We start from the raw sequence: 17,955 nt of genomic DNA, 5'->3' as shown, positions 1-17,955 counted from the left end.
CTGATATTGGTCGATCTGCGACGGATTTGCCGCCGCAAGCGATGACATGGCGTGTCTGATTCTGTATCAGTCCTCGCAGCCAGCGCAGAGCATGGCTTTTACTTGTGCAGGACGGGATACGAATGAGCCTGAAATCGATCACTCTCGACGAACTTCAGGCCAGCGTCGGCAAGGAGGTTGGCGTCTCGCCATGGCGCACGGTCACCCAGGTGATGATCGACCAGTTTGCGGACGCCACCGACGACCACCAGTTCATCCACTGCGACCCGGAACGGGCGGCCAAGGAAACGCCTTTCGGCGGCACCATCGCGCACGGCTTTCTGACACTGTCGCTGCTCTCGGCCATGACCTTCGACACGCTTCCGTCGGTCGAAGGCGGCAGCATGGGCATCAACCAGGGCTTTGAGGAGCTGAAGTTCGTGGCTCCGGTGAAGACCGGTTCGCGCATCCGCACCCATTTCGTGCTGGCCGAACTCAAGATCCGCCCCTCGGGCTGGATCCAGGCGACGCATGAGGTGACCATCGAGATCGAAAACTCGAAGAAGCCGGCGCTGACCGCACGCTGGCTGACGCTGACCTTTGTCGAGCCCAAACGCGAAACCGCTTGAACGCCCCCGTCAGGTCGTAGTCCTGATGAGCTACGGCACTTGCCTTGCCGCCCTTTGGGGGCGCGTATAAAGTCGCCCGCTTCGAGTGCGTGAAGTCAACAAGGCGTATCCGTGTCCAGCATTGCCGCAAACCGACGTGGGCTCCACAAGGCCGAACTCAGGGCCGAACTGGTAGCAGCAGCCCACGCGCTGGTGCGGGAAGAAGGCTATGAGGGCCTGACCATCCGCAAGCTTGCCACGCGGGTCGGTTATGCCCCGATGTCGGTCTATTCCTACTTCGCCGACAAGCAGGAAATCCTGATGGCAATCGCCGAGGACGCCTTCGCCGACCTGGCGCGGCGGATGCGGCAGAACCGGCCTCACGATCCACTCGAAGCGGTCCACGCGGCCCTCACCGAATATGCGGAGTTCGGGCTTGGCAATCCGAATGAATACCGGACCGTGTTCATGACCGAAAAGCAGAAGCCGCCGGCCGGAAAGACTTTTGCCGAGATGGAACGAGGCAACCCGGCATTCCAGGTGATCCTGGAACGGGTTGAAGCATGCATCTCGGCGGGCAAGCTGAAGGGCGACGCCCGCGCCATCGCCACGGCCCTGTGGACCGTGGCCCACGGGGCGATCTCGCTGCTGATCACGTTTCCCTTCTATCCCTTCGGCGATCCCAAAGCCTATGTGACGCGCATCGGGGACCTCGCTCTGGCCGGGCTGGCCGCAAGCGAGACGGCTCCGCTCACCGACGAACCCGGCAATTGCTAGAGCCTGCCGGGCAGCATGCAGTGCCTGGAAAATAAACTCCGTACACGTACGGCTAATTCCCTTGCAATGCGCAAGGTGCGGTCGTATCTGTAAGATATTCCGTACACGTACGGTAAAACTTTACGGAGATGGACAATGCGACGGACAATTCTGGCGCTCGCGGCGGTGCTCGCGACGAGCGGCTTGGCAATGGCAAAAGACGCCCACAAGACCACCGCTGCGCCCACTATGTGCAGCGCAACGATGTCCAAGCAGAAACTCGACTGCGGCACGACCGGTTCGATCAAGGCCCATGGGCCGGCGATGCAGACCAGCACCGATCCGCGGCTCGGATTTGACATCAACCCTTGGATCGCACCGACTTTCCACTGAGTTTTATGAACGATTTCAATGCAAAAGCCGCCCTTTGGGGGCGGCTTTTGTGCGCTTGGGGCTGCGCCTTGGCAGCCAGCCTCGCGGCAGCTTCTGGGCGTGGTTGGCCAGCTTGGACCGTTGCAGCAATTGCCCCCTTACGGCATGGATCCCCGGGATCTCCGCACTCGCTTCGCTCGCGCTCCAACCCGAGGATGACGAATGCTGTGAGCTGTCCGCCAATCCTCAAGGTCGAAGAGCCGCGCCAAGATCAGCGTCGCCGAGTGGATCGCTGTTGGTTGGCGGTGAGATCATTGGCCATAATCAGCCGCAAGTTCTTCGCTAGCCCCAAGTTCTTCGCCAGCCTTCTTGCCAATTATCGGCATTGGAGATTGGCGGATAGCCTCACAGCATTCGTCATCCTCGAGTCGAAGCGCGAGCGTAGCGAGTGCGGAGATCTCGGGGATCCATGCCGTGACGGTCGTGCATCAATGACGGTACCAAAGCGGCTGGCACGTCGCCCTCAGTTCCGGCCCAGCTTCCGTTCGACAGGCGCGCCGGAGATCGTGGTCGAGGTCGAGGTCACCGATACCGGGTCGCTGGCCGGAAAGCTGTCTTCCAGCCCTTCGTCCAGCTCTTCTTGCAACACCTGCTGATCCTTGGGCCGGTCGTCGCTGCGGCGGGCGCGTCTCTCGCGCTTTGGAAGCATCAACCTAAGGTCGGATTCGGAACTGAAAGGCATCGCGCTTATCCTCCGCGTCGGGGATGAAACGCCTGCCCTGCCCCGAAGTTCCGAGGCAAGGCTTGGAAGCAGAGCCTCCGTTTTCCGAATGGTCGCGCTGCGATCAGCCGTCGCGCGCGGCCTCCGACAAGAACCCGTAGACGTAGTCTGAAAACGAGCGCCAGCACTCGACACGGAAGGCATCTTCGCCGGTCCTGAGCAGCACCATCTCGACCTTGCCGAGCACCGTGCGCGAGGCAGCACCCACCGGGAAAGCCTCGAGCGACAGGTCTTGAGGGCAGCCGGCGTTGATGGTGGCGGCAGCGCTGGCGCCGGTGACCGCGATGGCGACGTTGCGATGGGAGACGTCAACCGCCGAGTGCAGGCCCTTGACCGACGCGCAGTCGGCAACGGGATCGCCGCCGGCCTCGTCGATCACCAGCCATTCGTCCGGCCCGAGCCAGAGAGCGGTGCGGCCGCCCTTGGTGGCGGAGGTCTTGGGCTTTTGCGGCAAGGTCAGGCCGAGCGCCTTGGAGAGCGCGGCGACAGCGGCCGGACGGGCGCGCAGCGAGATGCGCTGTGCCGGCTCCAGCACCTTGAGCGACACGCCCTGCCCGCCGATGCTTTTGCCAGCGAGTGCGGGGCTTCTGGCGGCGGTTGCGACCTTAGCCATTGAGGCGGTCTCCCTTTTCGTCGAAGAACACGGTGCCGGTGACTTCCACCTCGATGACGCCATCAGGCATCGGCACGTAGAGCGTTTCGCCGATGCGGTCGCGGCCGCCAGCCAGCAGCGCCATGGCGATCGAGCGATCGCAATTCTCCGACCAGTAGCTCGACGTGACATGGCCGATCATCTTCATCGGGATCGCCTGCTTGGGGTTCTCGACGATCTGGGCGCCCTCTTCGAGCACGGTGCGCGGATCCCTGGTCTTGAGCCCGACAAGCTGCCTGCGGCCCTTGGTGACAAGATCGGGGCGCATCAGGCCGCGAATGCCAACGAAGTCGGTCTTTTTCTTGCCGACGGCCCAGTCGAGACCGGCATCATTTGGCGTGACGGTGCCGTCGGTGTCCTGTCCCACGATGATGTAGCCCTTTTCAGCGCGCAAAACGTGCATCGCCTCGGTGCCATAGGCGCAGGCGCCATGCTTCTGGCCCTCGGCCCACAAGGCCTCCCAGACGGCGCGGCCATAGTCGGCCGGCACGTTGACTTCGAAGCCACGATCGCCGGTGAAGGACATGCGGAACAGGCGGGTCGGCACGCCGCAAATCTTGCCCTCGCGCACCGACATATGCGGCATCGCCTCATCAGACATGTCGATGCCCTCGACCAGCGGCTCAATGATTTTCCGCGAGTTGGGGCCCTGCACGGCGATGACCGCCCACTGCTCGGAGATCGAGGTCAGCCAGACATCGAGATTGGGGAACTCGGTCTGGAGATAGTCTTCCATGTGGTTCATGACGCGTGCCGCACCACCGGTGGTGGTGGTCACGTGGAAGCGGTCGGGCGCAAGGCGGCCAACGACACCGTCGTCATAGATGAAACCGTCCTCGCGCAGCATGATGCCATAGCGGCAGCGGCCGACTTCGAGCTTCTCCCACGGGTTGGTATAGAGCAGTTCCATGAACTTGGCGGCATCGGGGCCGACCACCTCGATCTTGCCAAGCGTCGAGGCATCGAACAGTCCGGCGGCCTTTCGCACCGTCACGCATTCGCGATTGACGGCGGCATGCATGTCCTCGCCGGCGCGCGGGAAATACCAGGCGCGCTTCCACTGGCCGACATCTTCGAACACCGCACCATGACCTTCGGCCCAATTGTGGGTCGCGGTCTTGCGCGTCGGATCGAACAGGCCGTGGCGGGCGTGGTTGACGATCGCGCCGAAGGTCACCGGCGTGTAGGGCGCGCGGAACGTGGTGAGGCCGACCTGCGGGATGTCCTTGCCCAGCGCCTCGGCGGCGATGGCAAGGCCGTGCATGTTGGACGTTTTGCCCTGGTCGGTGGCCATGCCGTTGGTGGTGAAGCGCTTGACGTGCTCGATCGAGCGCATGCCTTCATGCACCGCCTGGCGGATATCCTTGGCGGTGACGTCGTTCTGGAAATCGACGAAAGCCTTGACCTTGGTGTCGGCGCCAGCGCCTGGACCTGCGCCCAGCATGCCGCCGCTCCAGCTTTCGGAAGCCTCGACCTTGAGGGCAACGCCCCTAGGCGACTTGGCGCCCGAATCCTTGGCGGCAGCGGCACCTGCGGCGAGCGCCTGCTCGACGGTATCCTCAAGCGAGTCGGAACCATTGCAGGCGCCGACAGACACGCAATCCTGGGCATAGACGCCGGGCAGGAAACGCTTGGTGGCGTCGTCGAAGGCGACCTTGCCGCGCGACTGCGAGAACATGTGCACCGACGGTGTCCAGCCGGCCGACATCAACAGCGCATCGACGGCGATGGTGCGTTCGGCGCCGCCACCCTTGGCCTGGACGGTCATAGACTTGATACGCTGGCTGCCATTGGCGCTGGTGACGGCGCGGCCGTGATTGATTTCGATGCCGAGCGCACGGGCCTCGTCGACAAGCGGGCCGGTCGGGTTGTCGCGCAGGTCGACGATGGCGGCCACGCCGACGCCGGCCTTCTTGAGGTCGATCGCGGCACCATAGGCACTGTCATTGGCGGTGTAGACGCCGACTTGTTTACCGACGACGACGCCATAGTGGTTGAGGAAGGTGCGCGCGGCAGACGCTAGCATGACGCCGGGGCGGTCGTTGTTGGCGAAGACCATGTGGCGCTCGATTGCGCCGGTGGCGATGATGACGCGCCTGGCGCGGACCTGCCACAGCCGCTCGCGCGGCTCGTCGCGGCCGGGGCGCGCGAGATGGTCGGTGACGCGCTCGACAAGGCCGACGAAATTCTGCGCGTAATAGCCAAAGGCGGTCGTGCGCGACAGGACCTGGACATTGTCCATCGAGGCGAGCTTGGCGACCGTCGCCTGCGCCCAGCTCCAGCCATCCTGACCGTCGATGACAGCGCCCTTTTCGTAGCGCAGTGCGCCGCCGAAATCGGCCTGCTCATCGCAGATGATGACACGCACGCCCGTCTCGGCCGCAGCCAGGGCGGCAGCGAGACCAGCAGCGCCGCCGCCGAGCACCAACACCTCGCAATGGGCGTAGCGGGCGGAATAGTGGTCGGGATCGGCCTGGTCGGGTGCAACACCCAGGCCAGCCGCTGAGCGGATGGTGGGCTCGTAAAAATTCTTCCAGGCAGCCTTCGGCCACATGAAGGTCTTGTAGTAGAAGCCGGCCGAGAAAAACGGCGAGGCGAAATCGTTGACGGCGCCGACGTCGAAGGACAGCGACGGCCAGCGGTTTTGCGAATTGACGGTCAGTCCGTCATAGAGCTCCTGCACGGTAGCCCGCACGTTCGGAGTCTTGCGCGCTGCATCGCGCTCGACACTCACCAGCGCGTTGGGTTCCTCGGCACCCGCTGACAGGATGCCGCGCGGGCGGTGATATTTGAACGAGCGGCCGACAAGATGCACGCCATTGGCGAGCAGTGCCGAGGCCACCGTGTCGCCGGCAAGGCCGGTCATCGGCTTGCCGTCGAAGGTGAAACGCGCGGTCTTGGCAGGCGTCAGGCGGCCCTGGCCGGTAATGCGGTAGGAACCGGCCATCATGCCTCTCCCTTGGTGGTCGAGCGTTTTGCCTTGGGCTTCACGTTCAGTTGGTCTGGCGGGCGGTTCGCCCAAGCGGCGGGGCCACCTTCGCTCGACAATGTCGAAATGTCGGGCTTCGGCTCACCTGCCTTGTAGGTCAAAAGGAATCGGTCGGTGATGGTGTCGCGGGCAGCATTGAAGAAACGCGCGCAGCCATGGATGTGGCGCCAGCGCTCGAAGATGATGCCCTTCGGGTTCGAGCGGATGAAGAAGAATTTTTCGAAATCCTCGTCGCTTTCAGCCGCGATGTTGTTCGAACGCGCGATATGGGCCTCGCCGGCGTTGCGGAATTCGAGCTCGGGGCGCTCTTCTTCGCAGTAGGGGCAGTGAATGAGAAGCATCTGGATGATCCCTAGAGTTCGCCGGGGCCGATTTGGGTGCCTTGCGGTTGGTCGCAAAGCCTTTCGCCAAGTGCGGCGAACGGCGCCACCCGCTTGATCAGCGTTTCCACCGTGTCGACGGGCAGAAACAGATCGCGGTTGGCGATATTGAGAAAGGTGAGTTCGAACGGATTTGCCGAGACGATGACGTGCCGCGGCTGTTGCGGTTCGGGGTCGTCGCCGTCGGATGCGTCTTCCTCGACAAACGACACGACCCTGCGGCCGCCGCTCCAGACGCAGGCGAGAACGCCCGAGGCAACCGAAAACGGCCACTCGCCTTCGTTGCCGGCGCGGCTGATCTTCTGCAGCCGCACCTCGCTCATATCGGGGATGTGGAACATCCCCCTCTCGCCCGCGAGCACGAGCGGCGCCATCGCAACCATGGTCGCGGCGAGCATCGACATCAGTGCGCCACCGTTGCAAAAACGAAGCGAGGGGAACGGCGGATCATATCCACGAGCGGCGTTCCTTCCTCACAACCGGGCTTTCGTGACAGCAGTCGCCGGATCGCCGGTGTTGGGCACGCCGGCGGGCTCGATCAGAAGGATATGCGTTTCTTCTTCGGCCACCGGGCAATGCTCGACACCCTTGGGCACGACGTAGAGTTCGCCCGGCCCGAGAACGACATCGCCGTCCCTCATCTGTATTCGCAGCCGGCCCTTGAGCACGAGGAAGAAGTCGTCGGTGTCGGGATGCGAATGCCAGTTGAACTCGCCCTTGACCTTCACGACCATGATATCGTTGCCGTTGAAACCGGAAACGATCTTGGGCGACCAGTGCTCGGAGAAGAGCGACAGCTTCTCGGCGAGATTGACTGACTTTTCGGACATCCGCTCTTCGCCTCTCAGTGCGCGACCGCTGCCGCTGCCGCCTCGTCGATCAGGCGGCCGGTGCGGAAGCGTTCGATGGTGAAGGGCGCGTTGATCGGATGCGGCTCGTCGCGCGCGATGGTGTGGGCAAAGACGTTGCCCGAACCCGGCGTCGCCTTGAAGCCGCCCGTGCCCCAGCCGCAATTGACGTAGAGCCCCGGCACCGGCGTCTTGGCCAGGATCGGCGAACGGTCCGGCGTGACGTCAACGATGCCGCCCCACGAACGCAGCATCTTCATGCGCGTAAACATCGGGAACATCTCGCAGATGGCGTCGAGCGTGTGGTTGATGATGTGCAGCCCGCCGGTCTGCGAATAGGAGATGTACTGGTCGGTGCCAGCACCAATGACCAGCTCGCCCTTGTCGGACTGCGAGATATAGGCGTGCACGGTGTTGGACATGACCACGCAAGGGAACACCGGCTTGACCGGCTCCGACACCAGCGCCTGGAGCGGATAGCTTTCAAGCGGCATGCGCACGCCGGCCATGTTCATGATGACCGAGGTGTGGCCGGCGGCAACGACGCCGACCTTCTTGGCGCCGATGAACCCCCTGGCGGTTTCGACGCCCGAGACGCGGCCATCAGCGGTGCGGCGCACGCCGGTGACTTCGCAGTTCTGGATGATGTGGACACCGCGATCGGAGGCGCCACGGGCATAACCCCAGGCAACCGCATCATGGCGGGCGGTGCCGCCACGGCGCTGCAGCGAAGCACCGACGACAGGATAGCGGGCGGAAGCCGAAATGTTGAGCGGCGGGCAGAACTCCTTGGCCTGCTCGGGCGTCAGCCACTCATTGTCGATGCCGTTGAGCCGGTTGGCATGGACATGGCGCTTGAGCACCTGCACGTCATGGACATTGTGCGCCAGCATCATGACGCCGCGCGGCGAATACATGACATTGTAGTTGAGGTCCTGCGACAGCCCGTCCCACAGCTTCAGCGCGTGGTCGTAGATGCCGGCAGATTCGTCATAAAGATAGTTGGAGCGGATGATGGTGGTGTTGCGGCCGGTGTTGCCGCCGCCGAGCCAGCCCTTTTCAAGCACCGCGACATTGGTGATGCCGTGTTCCTTGGCGAGATAGTAGGCGGTTGCCAGGCCATGGCCGCCGGCGCCGACGATGATGACGTCGTATTCGCTCCTCGGCTCGGGCGAGGACCACTGTTCCTCCCAACCCTTGTGGCCGCGCATCGCCTCCCGGGCTATCGCAAAAACCGAATATTTCCGCATTGTTTCAGGCCTCGCAGATGCCGCAAGCTTAAGAGCGCGAGGTGTAGCACTAGCGAAATCCCGCGACCAGCCTTGCACTGTTTGCGACGGCGCCTGCCGTTTTGCGCCGCCCGTTTGCCCCGCATGTATCGGGTGGCTGGCAAGCACACGAATTGCGAATGACGCCACCAGGCCGGCCGATGCCCGGCGGCTGCAATCGCATGGAGCAAGAACGATGTTTGGATTGAACGGAAAAGTCGCGATCGTCACCGGGGCAAGCTCGGGAATCGGCCGCGCAACGGCAAGGCTGTTTGCCGACCAGGGCGCCAAGGTCGTGCTGGCGGCGCGGCGGGCAGCCGAACTCGATGCGGTTGCAGCGGAAATCACTGCCGCCGGCGGCGAAGCCGCAACGCTCGCTGGAAACGTCAAGGACGAAGCCTTTGCGCGGGAGTTGGTCGAACTGGCGGTCGGCGAATTCGGTGGGCTCGACATTGCCTTCAACAATGTCGGTTTGGTCGGTGAAATGCGGCCGATCACCGAACTGTCGCTGGAAAACTGGACGGACGCGCTGGAGACGAACCTGACCAGTGCATATCTCGGTGCCAAGTATCAAATCCCCGCGATGCTGGCGCGCGGTGGCGGTTCGCTGATCTTCACCTCGACCTTCGTTGGTCACACCGTTGGCATGCCTGGCATGGCCGCCTATGCCGCGGGCAAGGCCGGGCTTATCGGCCTGACCCAGGTGCTGGCGGCGGAATACGGTGCGCAAGGCATCCGCGTGAACGCGCTGTTGCCCGGCGGCACCGACACGCCGATGGCAACGTTCAAGACGGCCGATGAGCGCAAATTCGTCGAAGGACTGCACGCATTGAAGCGGATCGCCCAGCCCGAGGAGATCGCGCGCTCGGCGCTCTATCTTGCCTCCGAAGCGTCAAGCTTCACCACCGGCTCAGCTTTGCTCGCCGATGGCGGAGTTTCGATCAATCGCCTCTGAACGAGTGCCTCAGGCCGCGCTTAGGCGCGCGGCCTTCATATTGGGCAAGAAGATGGTCAGCAGGCCCAGCATCGGCAGGAACGAGCAAAGCTTGAATACATATTCGATGCCGCGCGCATCGGCCACGACACCCAGCACGGCGGCAGCAATGCCGCCGATACCGAAGGCGAAACCGAAAAAGATGCCGGCGATGAGGCCGACACGACCTGGCACCAGCTCCTGCGCGAAGACGACGATCGCCGAGAAGGCGGAAGCCAGGATCAGGCCGATGAGCACGGTCAGTACCTTGGTCCAGAACAGGTCGGCATAGGGCAGCATCAACGTGAACGGAAGCACACCCAGGATCGAGAACCAGATCACCGTCTTGGCGCCGAAGCGGTCGCCGATCGGGCCGCCGAGGAAGGTACCGAGTGCCGCCGAGCCGAGGAAAAGGAACAAAAGGTACTGCGATTCCTGCACCGACACGCCGAAGCGCTCGATGACGTAGAAGGTGTAGTAGCTCGACAGGCTGGCTGTGTAGGCCTGCTTGGAGCAAACGAGAATGGCGAGCACCACGAGCGCGCTCATCACCTTGTTGCGCGGCAGCGGGTTGAACAGCGTCGGCGCCGCGCGCTTGGCGGAGCTGACGATGTGGCGGCTGTACCAGAAGCTGACGCGGATCAGCACGACGATGCCGACCATCGCGCCGATCGAGAACCAGGCGATACCGCCCTGCCCCAATGGAATGACGATGAAAGCGGCGAGCAGCGGCCCGAGCGCCGAGCCGAAATTGCCGCCGACCTGGAACAGCGACTGCGCCAGTCCGAAGCGGCCACCCGACGCGAGACGTGCCACGCGCGAGGATTCGGGATGGAAGATCGCCGAACCCAGGCCGACAAAGGCCGAGCCGATGAGCAAGACCTCGTAGCTGTGTGCGAAGGCCAGCGTCAGCAGGCCTATCAGCGTCAGGCACATGCCGACCGGCAGCGAGAAAGGCAGCGGCTTCTTGTCGGTGTACATGCCGATGACCGGCTGCAGCAGCGATGCGGTGACCTGGAAGGTCGTGGTCAAGAGGCCGATCTGCCAGAAATCCAGTTTGTAGTCGTCCTTCAGCATCGGATAAAGCGACGAGATCAGCGACTGCATGACGTCGTTGAGGAAATGGCTGAAGCTGACCGCAAGAAGAATTGCCAGCACCGTGCCATCGGCGGAGGACGATCGGGCGGGTATGGCTGTATCGGTCACGGCAAGGCTCCGGGCGGCATTCTCAGGAAGACAGGCTGCAATAGACCTGCCCGACACAGCTTTCATGGTGCACGACGCGGTACTGTGGGGGCCAGTCGTCAGCCCGCGCCAGCACTCGCCAGGGCTGCGAACCGTCCTGGCGTGATGCCGAAACGGGCACGGAAGTGACGGGTCATGTGGCTCTGGTCGGCAAAGCCCGCGGCCATTGCGGCCTCCGCCAGCCCCTCGCCGGCTGCTATGCACGAGCGGGCGTGAGCCAGCCTGCGACCAACGAGATAACGATGCGGCGAGGTGCCGACAAGCCGGCGGAAGGCGCGTGAAAGCTCGAAGCGGTCGAGCCCGGTGATCCCCTCGAGGTCACCTGATGTCACCGTTCGATCGAACTCCTCGGCCAGAAACGAGCGCGCTGCGGCAACCTTGTCGACAGGAAGCGGTGCTGCGCGCTGAGGTTTGGCATCATCGCTGCGGCGAGCCAGATGCCCGGCGACATCAGCGATGAAGGCATCGGCCTGCAGCGGCTCCATGGCATCAGGGAAATCGGCGAAAGCTTCATCGATCAGCGCGGCAAGCTCGGCGTCGCGTTCGACCACGCCCGGCACGAAGGGCAAGAGGCTGTTGCGGCCGAGCGCCCGGCAGATCAGCCACGGCTCGATGTAGAGCATGCGATAGGAAAAGCCTTCGGGTGCACCGGCATGGCCGTCATGCACCTCGTCGGGGTGGATGACCATGCACTCGTCTCGGACGCTGATCCTGTCGCTGCCGCGATAGCGGAAGGCCTGTGCGCCCGACAGCGTGTGGCCGACGGCATAGGTCTCGTGGCGATGGGGATCGTAGGCATGGCCACCGAAGCGCGCGACCAGGCGCTGCAAGCCCTGGGTCGGTTCGTCAGTGGCGATGAAGTCCTTGACCATCAAAAGGCGGATCCGCGGTTCCCAAAGCGGCAATGTCGTGGGACTTGCACAAACGTTCAAGACCCTGCCCGGCGCAAGCGGCTAGCCTCTAGCCATGATGTACCCGACAAAGACCGCCCTGATCCTGCTCGACGACCTCGCCATCTGGCAAAAGGTCAATGTCTCAGCCTTCCTGACCGGCGGGCTGATGTACTGCTTTCCCGAAATGGCTGGAGAAGCCTATCGCGACGGCGACGACAACCATTACCTCGCCATGATCCGCGAGCCCGTCTTCGTCTACGGTGCGGGCCAAGAGACGATGCGGCGCACGTTTGAGCGGGCGCGCTCGCGCGCCATCCCCTTTTCGATCTACACACGGCCGCTGTTTACGACCAGCAACGACGCCGACAACCGCGCCTCGGTGGCGGCAACGCCCATGGCCGAGCTCGATCTCGTCGGGCTCGGGCTGCATGGCGACCGCAAGCTCATCGACAAGATCGTCAACGGCCTGAAGTTTTTAAGGTGAGAGGCGCTATTTCGATACCGACAGGCGCTTGGAGATCGGCTCGAACTCGGGCGTTGCCTTGCGCTTGAGCGGATCGGGCTGGTCGTTGTCCATCGCCTCCCAGTATTTCCAGTTCACCTTGGCCGAACCGAGCTCGTAGTCCATGCCGTCCCAGGCGTCCTCGCGAAAGCTGTAGAAGGCCCAGTGCAGCTGGTCGGCATCGAGCGGGGTCAGCACGTCCTCGAGATATTGGGTGCAAAACGGCAGGCGCCGCATGCAGCCGAATTCGCCGGCGACGACGCGGTTGCGCGCGATGCCGCGGCTGTCGGCCCATTCGACGGGCTGGGACAGATAGGCCTTGACGCGCTCGGCATCCCACTTCTGCTCGCCGTCGCCAAAAGGCACCTTGCCCGGATATTTATAAGGCTTCTCGCGCTTCATGTTGGGCGCGCTGGTGGCCGCGTATGGCTCATACATGTGGAAGGAGTAGAGCACGCGCTCGTCGGTGAGCTTGGCCGGCCAATAAGAAAAAGCGTCGGCCGCCGCATACCAGCCGGAATCGGCCATGACAGGCGTTGTCGGATCGACCTCGCGGATCGCCTTGATCACCGTCTGATAGAATGCCGGCAGGTCACGCGCGCTGCCGGCATTTTCCGTATACCAGGCTCGCATTTCGGCAATCGATGCGTGCTCGGCGAGCCCGCCCTCTTTTTCCGGCGCCGGCTCGTTGACGATGTTGTAGCCAGCGACCGCCGGATGATCCTTGAGTTCGGCGGCGAGATCGCGCCAGAAGGCCGCGGCCTGCGCCCAATACGCCTTGTCCTGCCACAAGCGGCCATCGAACTTCTTGTCGTTGTTTTGTGCCCAGCGCATCCCCGGCAGCGACAAGGGCGTGATCACCACCTTGAGCCCAGCCTTGTCGGCACGATCAAGCACGGCCTTGAGGGTTTTCACATCAGAGGCTACGAGGCCTTCATATTTGTCGGCCGTACCGATCAGGAAGTCGCGCTTTTCCGGTTTCCACTTGTCGTAGGACAGCCGCACCCAGCTCGCGCCATAGCCGCGCAGGGCGTCGAAATAGGCCTGATCGGGCGGCAAGCGGTTGAAACTGTTGCCGCCGTGCTGCGGCGCGTCCCAGAAATGGATGAGATCGGCGGCATGCGCCTGCGGCAGGGCCACGGCGAGCGCCAGAGCAACGAGAATCGAGCGCATGAGAATTACCTTGCAGAATTGGAGAGGGCGTGGGATCGGCTTGGTCACCAATAAATGAGGCTAAAGTGGGCTCACTTGTCGGGCACATTTTACAGCGACCTCAGGAAATGCGGCCTTTGTGGTGGACATGCAGACCTGATTCTGCTATCAGCCGCCCAACAATTCGCGGTGTCAGTCATCGCGGAGGCTTCGTGGCTATTGCCGCGGCCTTGAGGTTTCGAACACGAACGACAGGATCACAAGTGCAGGTACTCGTCCGCGACAACAATGTTGACCAGGCGCTTCGCGCGCTTAAGAAGAAAATGCAGCGCGAAGGCATCTTCCGTGAAATGAAGATGCGCGGTCACTACGAGAAGCCGTCGGAAAAGCGTGCTCGCGAGAAGGCTGAAGCCGTCCGCCGCGCTCGCAAGCTGGCCCGCAAGCGCGCTCAGCGCGAAGGCCTGCTGCCCAGCACGCCGCGCCCGGCAGCTGCTGCTGGCGCCGGTGCTGGTGCACGTCCGGCACGTTGATCTGCCAATCTTTGGTCCTTTTCGAAGGATAACGACGAGGTGGGGCGACTAAAAATCGCCGCCACCTTTTTGTTTTGTCCGGCTCGCTGCCGGACGTAGCGCCCACTGCCCAGGGCGCACAAGCGAGGGACACGCAGCGATGAATGCAGTCATGAGCAACCGCAACTCGCTGCTGCGCGGCGGCGCCATGACGGCCCTCATGCTCGTCGCAATGGCTGTCGCCGGCTGCCAGTCGGGCGGTCCGGCGGGCGAACTGACGCGCATCGATACGGCGCAAGGCTCGAGCGAGAACATCTCCTCGCTGAGCGCCGTGATCGCCAGCAATCCCAACGATCCCGAAGGCTACAATGTGCGCGGCTCGGCCTATGGCCGGGGCGGCAAGTATCGTGAGGCGCTGCAGGATTTCGACCGGGCGCTTCAGCTCAACCCGAACTTCTACCAGGCCTATTCCAACCGGGCGCTGATCCATCGCTTCATGGGCAATCAGCCGGCGGCACTCGCCGACTACAACAAGGCCATCCAGCTCAACGCGTCCTACGACGCCGCCTATATCGGCCGCGGCAATCTCTACCGCAAGGCGGGTCGCACCCAGGATGCCTTCAACGATTTCCAAAAGGCGATCGAGCTCGATACCACCGACCCGCGCGCCTACCACAATCGCGGCCTGATCTATCAGAGCCAAGGCCAGCATGCGTTCGCCATCGAGGACTTCTCGAAGGCGATCTCGCTCGCCCCAGACTCAGCCGAGCCCTACAATGGCCGTGGCCTCTCCTACCTCGCCACCAGCGACGACGACAACGCCTTCACCGACTTCAACATGGCGATCAAGCTCGACGGCAAGATCGCCGAGAGCTGGGCAAACCAGGCGCTGATCTATGAGCGCCGTGGCGACAAGGCCAAGGCCGCCAAGTCCTATGCCGAAGCGGTCAGGCTCGACCCGAACTACAAGCCGGCAGTCGACGGGCTGGCCCGTACGCGCGGCGTCTGATCCTTTAAGTGCCGCGCGTCTTTTGGGCGGATGAGGACGCTGGCAATATCTTAACCTGTGCATGGTCCTATCCGGAAATCGCCCCCGATTTTCGGGCTCAAGCATGAGCGTCAGGCCAGCCGTGAAATGCCTCGTTGTCCTGTCGCATCCGCTGCCCGAAAGCCTCAACAGGCATTTCGCTGACATTGCGGTCAAAGAACTCACCAGCGCCGGCCACAAGGTAACGCTGCTCGACCTCTATGCCAGCGGCTTCGACCCACGTCTCAGCGCGGCCGAACGCGGCTCTTATTATGGCGAGCGCTTCGAAGCCGGGGCAATGATGAGCCACGCCTCCGCACTTCGCGATGCGGAAGTGCTGGTGCTGGTCTTCCCGACATGGTGGTTCGGCCTGCCGGCGATGCTGAAGGGCTGGGTCGACCGGGTGTTTTCGCCCGGCATCGCCTTCGACCATGGCAGCGATTTCGGTCCGATAAGGCCGCTGCTCTACAAACTCCGCCACGTCGTTGCCATCACCACCCTCGGCAGCCCCTGGTGGGTCGACCGGCTGGTCATGCGCCGTCCCGTTCGCCGCATCCTGAAATGGGGTCTGTTCAAGGCCTGCGCGCCCAAGGCACGTTTTGCGATGCTGCCCTTTTATGCCGCGGAAAAGCCGCAGCCGGCGCGCGTCGAGCGCTTTTCGGAAAAAATCAGCCGGCAATTGCGCAAGATCAAGTAGGCAGCAATCCCAGCGGGAACTTTTCGGCGGCTATTCGGTTGATATTTCTTCCATGCCCCTGAAAGGAAACCGCCATGAAGAAGCTCATCCTCGCAGCGCTTGCCCTTGTGCCGCTTTCAGCGCCCGCTTATGCGGATTTCGGCGTCAAGGTGGGACTTCTCACCTGCGTCGTCGATGGTGGCGTAGGCTTTGTCATCGGCTCGAGCAAAGATATGCGGTGCACCTTCACGCCCGCCAACCGCAGCGACCCGCAGCAGCTCTATTCGGGCCGCATCAATAAATATGGCGTCGACGTCGGCGTCACCAACGGTGCCGTGATGCACTGGCTGGTCATGGCGTCGAGTGGCGATGTCCATTCCCCTGCCCTGCTCGCCGGAAATTATGCCGGCGCCAGCGCGGAGGCGACCGCGCTCCTGGGCGTGGGGGCCAATGTGCTGTTCGGCTGGTACCGTTCGGTCGCGCTTCAGCCGGTCAGCGTGCAGGGCCAGACGGGCCTTAACGCCGCGTTGGCGGTCGGCGCAATGCAACTGGTGAGCGCGCGATAGTAAACAGGGTTCGGGAGACGATGTTCGATCACCTGGGATTTCGCGTGCGCGATCTGATCGCCTCCCGGCGCTTCTACGACGCGGTTGCCGATGCCGTGGGACTGGCCACCATCGACAACACGCCGAACTCGTTTCTGCTCGTCAGAAGTTCTGAAAAGCCGGTGCCGTTCGTTTGGATCGGCACCGACAAGCCTGCCTTCTGGACCGCCACGCACCTCACCTCGGCAAGCCCCTTGCATCTAGCCTTTACGGCCGACAGTCACGCCAAGGTCGATGCCTTTTACTACGCCGCACTGGCAAATGGCGGCACCGACAATGGCGCGCCCGGCCCGCGCGGCCCGAAGGAAATGAACTATTACGGCGCCTATGTGCTCGACCCCGACGGCAACAATATCGAGGCCGGCTGCCGCAACTGACTCGCCGCGGCTGCCCTCTACCAATTTCCTGCTCTTGCAGGCATCTTCCGGCATCGAACCCTCGGGGGAAATTGCATGCCGGAAACCGCCAACCTCATCACCTTTGCGGCAATCGCGCTCGGCATGGTGCTGACGCCTGGGCCGAACATGGTCTATCTGGTGTCGCGCTCGATCAGCCAGGGTTCTAGGGCCGGGCTGATCTCGCTTGCTGGCGTCGCGCTCGGTTTTGTCATCTACATGCTGTGCGCGGCCTTCGGCATCACAGCGCTCGTGCTTGCCGTGCCATACGCCTACGACGCGATCCGCTTCGCCGGCGCGGCCTATCTTCTGTGGCTCGCCTGGCAGGCCATTCGCCCCGGCGGCCGCTCGCCGTTCCAGGTTCGCGACCTGCCCAAGGATCGCGCGCGCAAGCTGTTTGCCATGGGTTTCTTCACCAACCTGCTCAATCCCAAGGTCGCGGTGCTGTATCTGTCGCTGCTGCCCCAGTTCATCGACCCGGCGGCCGGCAGCGTACTGACCCAGTTGCTCATCCTGGGCACGATCCAGATCTGCATCAGCGTCTCGGTCAACGCGATGATCGCGCTGTCGGCGGGGTCGATCTCGCTGTTTCTTGCTCACAACCCGGGCTGGCTCAGAATCCAGCGCTGGCTAATGGGCACGGTGCTGGCCGGGCTCGCGGTGAAGATGGCAACCGAAGCCCAGCGCTGAGTTTCACTTTTCCACTCAAAGAAAAAGCCCGGTCTTGGCCGGGCTTTTGTCTGCTTCGCTGCGGTGAGATCGCTTTCGCCTTTGGCTCAGTGATCCATGGCCTTGACGATTTCTTCGGTCATCTTCTTGGCGTCGCCAAGCAGCATCATGGTGCCGTCCTTGTAAAACAGCGTGTTGTCGATGCCGGCGTAGCCGGAGCCGAGCGAGCGCTTGACGAACAGGCAGGTGCGGGCCTTGTCGACGTCGAGGATCGGCATGCCGTAGATCGGCGAGTTCTTGTCGTCGCGCGCCGAGGGGTTGGTGACGTCGTTGGCGCCGATGACATAAGCGACGTCGGCCTGGGCGAACTCCGAGTTGATGTCTTCGAGCTCGAAGACCTCGTCGTAAGGCACGTTGGCTTCGGCCAACAGCACGTTCATGTGCCCGGGCATGCGACCGGCGACCGGATGGATGGCGTATTTGACCTCGACGCCATTGGCCTTGAGCTTGTCGGTCATCTCGCGCAGCGCATGCTGGGCCTGGGCCACCGCCATGCCGTAGCCCGGCACGATGATGACTTTCTGGGCGTTCATCATCAAGAAGGCGGCGTCGTCGGCCGAACCCTGCTTGACGGTGCGCTCGATGCCGTCGTCGGCAACAGCCGCGGTCTCGCCGC

21 protein-coding genes and 1 pseudogene are annotated in these 17,955 nt (G+C 63.1%); 11 read left to right on the top strand and 11 right to left on the bottom strand.

Going from position 1 to position 17,955, the window contains the following annotated elements; genetic code table 11:
• Window positions 1-122 precede the first annotated feature (122 nt).
• The 3 genes from AC1RTB_RS08060 to AC1RTB_RS08050 all read left to right on the top strand — a co-directional run bounded on the left by AC1RTB_RS08060 (window position 123) and on the right by AC1RTB_RS08050 (window position 1,736).
• Entirely contained in the window at window positions 123-608 is a 486-nt protein-coding gene (locus AC1RTB_RS08060; protein ID WP_492878128.1) for a MaoC family dehydratase, read from the top strand.
• Between the two features lie 111 nt (window positions 609-719).
• Window positions 720-1,364: a TetR/AcrR family transcriptional regulator gene (locus AC1RTB_RS08055; RefSeq protein WP_492878130.1), complete on the top strand. Its 645-nt coding sequence runs from the start codon at window positions 720-722 to the stop codon at window positions 1,362-1,364.
• Window positions 1,365-1,499: 135 nt separating this feature from the next.
• The gene (locus AC1RTB_RS08050) at window positions 1,500-1,736 is read left to right on the top strand and encodes a DUF680 domain-containing protein (RefSeq protein ID WP_492878131.1); all 237 of its coding nucleotides are present in this window, start codon (window positions 1,500-1,502) and stop codon (window positions 1,734-1,736) included.
• Between the two features lie 502 nt (window positions 1,737-2,238).
• On the opposite strand, the gene AC1RTB_RS08045 is transcribed toward AC1RTB_RS08050, so the two are convergent.
• The 7 genes and pseudogenes from AC1RTB_RS08045 to AC1RTB_RS08015 form a co-directional block, all read right to left on the bottom strand.
• On the bottom strand, window positions 2,239-2,457 hold the full coding sequence (locus AC1RTB_RS08045; protein WP_492878204.1) for a hypothetical protein: 219 nt from the start codon (window positions 2,455-2,457) through the stop codon (window positions 2,239-2,241).
• Window positions 2,458-2,560: 103 nt separating this feature from the next.
• Entirely contained in the window at window positions 2,561-3,109 is a 549-nt protein-coding gene (locus AC1RTB_RS08040) for a sarcosine oxidase subunit gamma (RefSeq protein ID WP_492878133.1), read from the bottom strand.
• Window positions 3,102-6,095, bottom strand: a complete 2,994-nt coding sequence (locus AC1RTB_RS08035) for a sarcosine oxidase subunit alpha (RefSeq protein WP_492878135.1) — start codon at window positions 6,093-6,095, stop codon at window positions 3,102-3,104. Before AC1RTB_RS08035 ends, AC1RTB_RS08040 begins: the two co-directional genes overlap by 8 nt.
• Before the next feature lie 113 nt (window positions 6,096-6,208).
• Window positions 6,209-6,478, bottom strand: a pseudogene (locus AC1RTB_RS08030) (sarcosine oxidase subunit delta); the annotation flags it as partial.
• An 11-nt stretch (window positions 6,479-6,489) separates the two neighbouring features.
• Complete coding sequence (locus tag AC1RTB_RS08025; RefSeq protein ID WP_492878137.1) at window positions 6,490-6,921, bottom strand: hypothetical protein; 432 nt, start codon at window positions 6,919-6,921, stop codon at window positions 6,490-6,492.
• 69 nt (window positions 6,922-6,990) lie between these two features.
• On the bottom strand, window positions 6,991-7,347 hold the full coding sequence (locus tag AC1RTB_RS08020) for a cupin domain-containing protein (RefSeq protein WP_492878139.1): 357 nt from the start codon (window positions 7,345-7,347) through the stop codon (window positions 6,991-6,993).
• Between the two features lie 14 nt (window positions 7,348-7,361).
• Complete coding sequence (locus AC1RTB_RS08015) at window positions 7,362-8,615, bottom strand: sarcosine oxidase subunit beta (RefSeq protein WP_492878141.1); 1,254 nt, start codon at window positions 8,613-8,615, stop codon at window positions 7,362-7,364.
• Window positions 8,616-8,829: 214 nt separating this feature from the next.
• Here AC1RTB_RS08015 and AC1RTB_RS08010 point away from each other — a divergent pair, with 214 nt between their 5' ends.
• Complete coding sequence (locus AC1RTB_RS08010) at window positions 8,830-9,588, top strand: SDR family oxidoreductase (RefSeq protein ID WP_492878143.1); 759 nt, start codon at window positions 8,830-8,832, stop codon at window positions 9,586-9,588.
• A 9-nt stretch (window positions 9,589-9,597) separates the two neighbouring features.
• Here the strand turns inward: AC1RTB_RS08010 and AC1RTB_RS08005 are convergent, their stop codons facing one another.
• Both AC1RTB_RS08005 and AC1RTB_RS08000 read right to left on the bottom strand, forming a co-directional pair.
• Complete coding sequence (locus AC1RTB_RS08005; RefSeq protein WP_492878145.1) at window positions 9,598-10,812, bottom strand: MFS transporter; 1,215 nt, start codon at window positions 10,810-10,812, stop codon at window positions 9,598-9,600.
• A 98-nt stretch (window positions 10,813-10,910) separates the two neighbouring features.
• Window positions 10,911-11,723, bottom strand: coding sequence for an AraC family transcriptional regulator (locus tag AC1RTB_RS08000; protein ID WP_492878147.1), 813 nt, complete (start codon window positions 11,721-11,723; stop codon window positions 10,911-10,913).
• A 94-nt stretch (window positions 11,724-11,817) separates the two neighbouring features.
• On the opposite strand from AC1RTB_RS08000, the gene AC1RTB_RS07995 reads away from it, so the two are divergent.
• The gene (locus AC1RTB_RS07995) at window positions 11,818-12,228 is read left to right on the top strand and encodes a DUF2000 family protein (protein WP_492878148.1); all 411 of its coding nucleotides are present in this window, start codon (window positions 11,818-11,820) and stop codon (window positions 12,226-12,228) included.
• 6 nt (window positions 12,229-12,234) lie between these two features.
• Here AC1RTB_RS07995 and AC1RTB_RS07990 read toward each other — a convergent pair whose 3' ends face one another.
• Window positions 12,235-13,419: a glycoside hydrolase family 5 protein gene (locus AC1RTB_RS07990; RefSeq protein ID WP_492878150.1), complete on the bottom strand. Its 1,185-nt coding sequence runs from the start codon at window positions 13,417-13,419 to the stop codon at window positions 12,235-12,237.
• A 242-nt stretch (window positions 13,420-13,661) separates the two neighbouring features.
• Here AC1RTB_RS07990 and rpsU point away from each other — a divergent pair, with 242 nt between their 5' ends.
• The 6 genes from rpsU to AC1RTB_RS07960 all read left to right on the top strand — a co-directional run bounded on the left by rpsU (window position 13,662) and on the right by AC1RTB_RS07960 (window position 17,300).
• The gene (gene rpsU, locus AC1RTB_RS07985; RefSeq protein WP_067958156.1) at window positions 13,662-13,928 is read left to right on the top strand and encodes a 30S ribosomal protein S21; all 267 of its coding nucleotides are present in this window, start codon (window positions 13,662-13,664) and stop codon (window positions 13,926-13,928) included.
• A 151-nt stretch (window positions 13,929-14,079) separates the two neighbouring features.
• A complete protein-coding gene (locus AC1RTB_RS07980; protein WP_492878152.1) occupies window positions 14,080-14,916 on the top strand; it encodes a tetratricopeptide repeat protein in 837 nt (278 codons plus the stop codon).
• Window positions 14,917-15,019: 103 nt separating this feature from the next.
• Window positions 15,020-15,631 carry an NAD(P)H-dependent oxidoreductase gene (locus tag AC1RTB_RS07975; RefSeq protein WP_492878154.1) on the top strand — a complete coding sequence of 204 codons (612 nt, stop codon included), beginning with the start codon at window positions 15,020-15,022 and terminating at the stop codon, window positions 15,629-15,631.
• A 74-nt stretch (window positions 15,632-15,705) separates the two neighbouring features.
• Window positions 15,706-16,176 (top strand): DUF992 domain-containing protein, encoded by a 471-nt coding sequence (locus AC1RTB_RS07970; RefSeq protein ID WP_492878156.1) that lies wholly within the window; start codon window positions 15,706-15,708, stop codon window positions 16,174-16,176.
• 20 nt (window positions 16,177-16,196) lie between these two features.
• Window positions 16,197-16,592 carry a VOC family protein gene (locus AC1RTB_RS07965; protein ID WP_492878158.1) on the top strand — a complete coding sequence of 132 codons (396 nt, stop codon included), beginning with the start codon at window positions 16,197-16,199 and terminating at the stop codon, window positions 16,590-16,592.
• Between the two features lie 75 nt (window positions 16,593-16,667).
• Window positions 16,668-17,300: a LysE family translocator gene (locus AC1RTB_RS07960; RefSeq protein WP_492878159.1), complete on the top strand. Its 633-nt coding sequence runs from the start codon at window positions 16,668-16,670 to the stop codon at window positions 17,298-17,300.
• Between the two features lie 86 nt (window positions 17,301-17,386).
• Here AC1RTB_RS07960 and AC1RTB_RS07955 read toward each other — a convergent pair.
• The coding region (locus AC1RTB_RS07955; protein WP_492878161.1) for an NAD(P)(+) transhydrogenase (Re/Si-specific) subunit beta at window positions 17,387-17,955 on the bottom strand (569 nt) is incomplete at its 5' end.

It is taken from the genome of Aminobacter sp. GW821-FHT11F06, assembly GCF_058808215.1.
This window is presented reverse-complemented; position numbering and strand designations above follow the sequence as displayed.

What these genes read in the sequence shown, in the direction of transcription:
- AC1RTB_RS08060 (WP_492878128.1), top strand. Translation starts at nt 123, where the DNA reads ATGAGCCTGAAATCGATCACTCTCGACGAACTTCAGGCCAGCGTCGGC.
- AC1RTB_RS08050 (WP_492878131.1), top strand. Translation starts at nt 1,500, where the DNA reads ATGCGACGGACAATTCTGGCGCTCGCGGCGGTGCTCGCGACGAGCGGC.
- AC1RTB_RS08045 (WP_492878204.1), bottom strand. Translation starts at nt 2,457, where the DNA reads ATGCCTTTCAGTTCCGAATCCGACCTTAGGTTGATGCTTCCAAAGCGC.
- AC1RTB_RS08040 (WP_492878133.1), bottom strand. Translation starts at nt 3,109, where the DNA reads ATGGCTAAGGTCGCAACCGCCGCCAGAAGCCCCGCACTCGCTGGCAAA.
- AC1RTB_RS08035 (WP_492878135.1), bottom strand. Translation starts at nt 6,095, where the DNA reads ATGGCCGGTTCCTACCGCATTACCGGCCAGGGCCGCCTGACGCCTGCC.
- AC1RTB_RS08025 (WP_492878137.1), bottom strand. Translation starts at nt 6,921, where the DNA reads ATGTCGATGCTCGCCGCGACCATGGTTGCGATGGCGCCGCTCGTGCTC.
- AC1RTB_RS08020 (WP_492878139.1), bottom strand. Translation starts at nt 7,347, where the DNA reads ATGTCCGAAAAGTCAGTCAATCTCGCCGAGAAGCTGTCGCTCTTCTCC.
- AC1RTB_RS08015 (WP_492878141.1), bottom strand. Translation starts at nt 8,615, where the DNA reads ATGCGGAAATATTCGGTTTTTGCGATAGCCCGGGAGGCGATGCGCGGC.
- AC1RTB_RS08010 (WP_492878143.1), top strand. Translation starts at nt 8,830, where the DNA reads ATGTTTGGATTGAACGGAAAAGTCGCGATCGTCACCGGGGCAAGCTCG.
- AC1RTB_RS08000 (WP_492878147.1), bottom strand. Translation starts at nt 11,723, where the DNA reads ATGGTCAAGGACTTCATCGCCACTGACGAACCGACCCAGGGCTTGCAG.
- AC1RTB_RS07995 (WP_492878148.1), top strand. Translation starts at nt 11,818, where the DNA reads ATGATGTACCCGACAAAGACCGCCCTGATCCTGCTCGACGACCTCGCC.
- AC1RTB_RS07990 (WP_492878150.1), bottom strand. Translation starts at nt 13,419, where the DNA reads ATGCGCTCGATTCTCGTTGCTCTGGCGCTCGCCGTGGCCCTGCCGCAG.
- AC1RTB_RS07980 (WP_492878152.1), top strand. Translation starts at nt 14,080, where the DNA reads ATGAGCAACCGCAACTCGCTGCTGCGCGGCGGCGCCATGACGGCCCTC.
- AC1RTB_RS07975 (WP_492878154.1), top strand. Translation starts at nt 15,020, where the DNA reads ATGAGCGTCAGGCCAGCCGTGAAATGCCTCGTTGTCCTGTCGCATCCG.
- AC1RTB_RS07970 (WP_492878156.1), top strand. Translation starts at nt 15,706, where the DNA reads ATGAAGAAGCTCATCCTCGCAGCGCTTGCCCTTGTGCCGCTTTCAGCG.
- AC1RTB_RS07965 (WP_492878158.1), top strand. Translation starts at nt 16,197, where the DNA reads ATGTTCGATCACCTGGGATTTCGCGTGCGCGATCTGATCGCCTCCCGG.
- AC1RTB_RS07960 (WP_492878159.1), top strand. Translation starts at nt 16,668, where the DNA reads ATGCCGGAAACCGCCAACCTCATCACCTTTGCGGCAATCGCGCTCGGC.